Source organism: Pseudomonas sp. GV085 (assembly GCF_003050925.1).
Taxonomy (GTDB): domain Bacteria; phylum Pseudomonadota; class Gammaproteobacteria; order Pseudomonadales; family Pseudomonadaceae; genus Aquipseudomonas.
This window is the reverse complement of the sequence record NZ_QAOV01000032.1, coordinates 1-4,267: the sequence shown is the minus strand read 5'-3', so window position 1 is coordinate 4,267 and position 4,267 is coordinate 1. Positions and strand designations below refer to the sequence as shown.

The following is a 4,267-nucleotide window of genomic DNA, read 5'->3' as shown; positions in this document are numbered from 1 at the left end:
CCCGTGTTTCACCGGTCTGGGTTTCGAGAGGAACACCAATGTGCACGTCAAATCTCCTGCGTGATCTTGTTGAGTAAACCCAGGCACTACGGATGGTGCGGCTGGGGCGGCCGATCAGCACGATCCCGCCAAATCAGGGCGGGGCGCGGCATTTTGCAGGCGAACTTTGTGCCCTTCAAGGGATTATGACGGGTGACGGAAAATTAACTACAAGTCACCCCGTGACCGAATGTCGCAACCAGCCGGCTCTATCCCTTGCAGACCGTGCTTTGCAAGGATTCTGGCCGAAATTGAAGAATTTACACATCGGCCGTATGAATGATGCGGCATCGCTTTGAAATAGTGGCGCAAAGCCGCGTGCTCAGGCGCTTGTGGGACGTTTGTACAGCTTCTCGATACAGTTTGCTGGCATGCGACAAATACTTATATCTGTAGGGCTTTATATTTGCTGACTACGAGGTCAAGTAACGCTGCGAGGCCTTTATCCTTCTAGGCTGTAGCTGTGCGCCTGATTTACCAGCCAGTCACGAAATGCCCTCAAAGACGCGGATTCAACCTTTCGCTCAGGAATCATCAGGTAGTAAGCCTTGATGCTGGACAATGCTTGCGGGTTGGCGATCACCAGGCGTTTCTCCTTCAGCTCCCTTTGAATCAAAAACGGCGGAATCAGGGCAATGCCCATGTCGTGCATGGCCGCCTGCGCGAGCATGGAGAATAGCTCGTAGCGGGGGCCTGTCATGTCTCGCGGGACATTCAGGTGTTGGGAATCGAACCATTGGCGCCAGGCATAGGGGCGGGTGGTCTGTTGCAGTAGAGGCAAGTCGGCGATTTCGCCGGGCGTCAGACTGGCCTTGTTTCCGAGCAGGTTGGGGCTGCAAACGGGCATCGGATTTTCACCCATCAGCCTGTGGGACTCTGTACCCGACCAATCCGCATCACCGAAGTAGATGGCGGCATCAAAATCAGTGTCGGCGAACAGGAACGGCCGCGTGCGGTTGGTCAGGTTGACCGTCACTTCCGGGTGCTTTTGTTGGAAGTCCTTGAGACGCGGCAGCAGCCATTGGGTGCCGAAGGTCGGAACCACCGCCAATTCGATCACGTTGGCGCCCTGCTGGCCCATCACCGACAGGGTGTCCCGTTCGACCGCGTCGAGTTGTGTGGCAACCCGACGGCTGTAGGAAAGCCCGGCCTCCGTCAGCTTCACTCCACGCCGCGAGCGTCGGAACAGTTCCACGCTGAGGAACTCTTCAAGGCTGGCGATCTGTCGGCAAATCGCTCCTTGGGTCAGCGAAAGTTCCTGGGCGGCCTTGGTGAAGCTCTCATGGCGCGCTGCAGCCTCGAAGCTGATCAGGGCGGTGGTGCTGGGTATTTTTCTGCGCATGTACGTCAACCTCACTAATACATCGCATAAAGGCTATTTTACGATGTTTCGGAGTGAGAAATTAGCACAACAGTATGCAAAATCCTCGTTTGCCGTGGCGCCGATCCGGGCCTAGGATCACTCCACGTTATTTGACCCGATTCGAGAGGACACACTCATGGGCGGTAAAGCTAGCTTCAACTGGATCGATCCCCTGCTGCTGGATCAACAGCTCACTGAAGAAGAACGCATGATTCGCGACACGGCTGCGCAGTTTGCTCAGCAGAGCCTTGCGCCGCGCATTCTTGAAGCTTTCCGTCATGAGAAGACCGATCCGGCGATCTTCCGCGAAATGGGCGAGATCGGTCTGTTGGGCGCAACCATTCCCGAGCAGTACGGTGGCAGTGGCCTGAACTACGTCAGCTATGGCCTGATCGCCCGTGAAGTCGAGCGTATCGACTCCGGCTATCGCTCGATGATGAGCGTGCAGTCCTCGCTGGTGATGGTGCCAATCAATGAATTCGGTACCGAAGCGCAGAAGCAGAAGTACCTGCCGAAACTGGCGTCGGGCGAGTGGATCGGCTGCTTCGGCCTGACCGAGCCTAACCACGGCTCCGACCCGGGCGCGATGATCTCTCGTGCGCGCAAAGTGGAAGGTGGCTACAGCCTCACCGGCAACAAGATGTGGATCACCAACAGTCCGATCGCCGATGTGTTCGTGGTCTGGGCCAAGGACGATGCCGGCGACATCCGCGGCTTCGTTCTGGAGAAAGGCTGGAAAGGTCTGAGCGCTCCGGCGATTCACGGCAAGGTGGGCCTGCGCGCATCGATCACCGGTGAAATCGTGATGGATAACGTGTTCGTTCCGCAAGAGAACATTTTCCCGGATGTCCGTGGCCTGAAAGGTCCTTTCACTTGCCTCAACTCGGCACGTTACGGCATCGCCTGGGGTGCGCTGGGTGCGGCCGAGTTCTGCTGGCACACCGCTCGCCAGTACACCCTGGATCGTCAACAGTTCGGTCGCCCGCTGGCCGCTACCCAGTTGATCCAGAAGAAGCTTGCCGATATGCAGACTGAAATCACCATGGCGCTGCAAGGCTGCCTGCGTCTGGGTCGCATGAAGGATGAAGGCACCGCGGCGGTCGAAATCACTTCGATGATGAAGCGCAACTCTTGCGGCAAGTCCCTGGACATCGCGCGCATGGCTCGCGATATGTTGGGCGGCAACGGCATCTCCGATGAGTTTGGTGTCGCGCGTCACCTGGTCAACCTGGAAGTGGTGAACACCTATGAAGGTACGCACGACGTCCATGCACTGATCCTCGGTCGTGCGCAAACCGGCCTACAGGCGTTCTATTAAGGAGAACGTCCATGGGCGCGCTATCGCATCTACGGGTACTGGATTTATCGCGGGTGCTGGCCGGGCCTTGGGCCGGGCAGATCCTGGCCGACCTTGGCGCCGAAGTGATCAAGGTCGAGCGTCCGGGTAACGGCGATGACACGCGCGCCTGGGGGCCGCCGTTCCTTAAAGACGCCTATGGCGAGAACACCAGCGAGGCCGCCTATTACTTGTCGGCCAATCGCAACAAGCAATCGGTCACCATCGACTTCACTCGCCCTGAAGGGCAGAAGCTGGTGCGTGAACTGGCGGCCAAGTCGGACATCTTGATCGAGAACTTCAAGGTCGGCGGTCTGGCGGCTTATGGCCTGGACTATGAATCGTTGAAGGCGATCAATCCGGATCTGATCTATTGCTCGATCACCGGGTTTGGCCAGACTGGTCCTTACGCCAAGCGTGCGGGTTATGACTTCATGATCCAGGGGCTCGGCGGGCTCATGAGCCTGACGGGGAGACCTGAAGGTGAGGACGGCGCGGGCCCGGTGAAGGTTGGCGTGGCGCTGACGGACATCCTGACCGGGCTGTATTCGACTGTCGCAATCCTGGCAGCGCTTGCGCATCGGGATCACGACGGCGGTGGTCAGCATATCGATATGGCACTACTGGACGTACAGGTAGCTTGTCTGGCCAACCAGGCGATGAACTACCTGACGACAGGCAATGCACCTAAACGCTTGGGCAATGCTCATCCGAACATCGTGCCCTATCAGGATTTTCCTACGGCGGATGGCGATTTCATCCTTACCGTCGGGAACGATGGACAGTTCCGCAAGTTCGCGGAAGTGGCCGGGCAGCCGCAGTGGGCGGACGACCCGCGTTTTGCCACCAACAAGCTGCGGGTGGCAAACAGGGTGGTACTGATTCCGCTGATCCGCCAGGCGACGGTGTTCAAGACGACCGCTGAATGGGTGGCGCAGTTGGAGCAGGCTGGCGTGCCATGCGGGCCTATCAATGACGTGGCGCAGATGTTTGCCGATCCTCAGGTCAAGGCGCGTGGGTTGGCTATCGAGCTGCCGCATGCGCTGGCCGGGATGGTGCCTCAGGTGGCGAGCCCGATTCGACTGTCGGAGACGCCGGTGGAGTACCGTTTTGCGCCTCCTTTGCTGGGTGAGCACACGTTCGAGGTTTTGCAGCGGGTGTTGGGCCTGGATGCGGGGGCGGTGTCCGCATTCAAGGCTTCGGGCGTTCTCTGATAGGTCTCTTCTATATAGAGGGGAGTTTCGGCTCCTCTATATAGGCCTCCCTTTGGGGTGTTTTGCTGCATTCTGCAGGTTATTGATAGAAAACCTGAATCAGTGCTTGACGGCAGATTCCAGATCTCTATAATTCGCCCCACTTCCGGCGCAGTCGAAACGGAAAACTCCTTGGTAAACAATGAGTTACGCAGTTTTCGGCAGCAGGTTGCTTCAGGTTATCGAAGCCAAAAGGGAGTTGAAAAAGAGGTGTTGACAGCAGCGTGTAACGCTGTAGAATTCGCCTCCCGCTGACGAGAGATCTGAAGCGCAAGT

The 4,267-nt window shown here is 57.8% G+C and carries 3 protein-coding genes; 2 read left to right on the top strand and 1 reads right to left on the bottom strand.

Going from position 1 to position 4,267, the window contains the following annotated elements; genetic code table 11:
* Positions 1–481 precede the first annotated feature (481 nt).
* Positions 482–1,381 (bottom strand): LysR family transcriptional regulator, encoded by a 900-nt coding sequence (locus tag C8K63_RS29895; protein ID WP_108219963.1) that lies wholly within the window; start codon positions 1,379–1,381, stop codon positions 482–484.
* Between the two features lie 157 nt (positions 1,382–1,538).
* Here C8K63_RS29895 and C8K63_RS29890 point away from each other — a divergent pair, with 157 nt between their 5' ends.
* Together C8K63_RS29890 and C8K63_RS29885 are read left to right on the top strand one after the other, a co-directional pair.
* Positions 1,539–2,720 (top strand): acyl-CoA dehydrogenase, encoded by a 1,182-nt coding sequence (locus C8K63_RS29890; RefSeq protein ID WP_108219962.1) that lies wholly within the window; start codon positions 1,539–1,541, stop codon positions 2,718–2,720.
* Between the two features lie 11 nt (positions 2,721–2,731).
* Positions 2,732–3,952 carry a CaiB/BaiF CoA-transferase family protein gene (locus tag C8K63_RS29885; RefSeq protein ID WP_108219961.1) on the top strand — a complete coding sequence of 407 codons (1,221 nt, stop codon included), beginning with the start codon at positions 2,732–2,734 and terminating at the stop codon, positions 3,950–3,952.
* Positions 3,953–4,267: the final 315 nt, after the last annotated feature.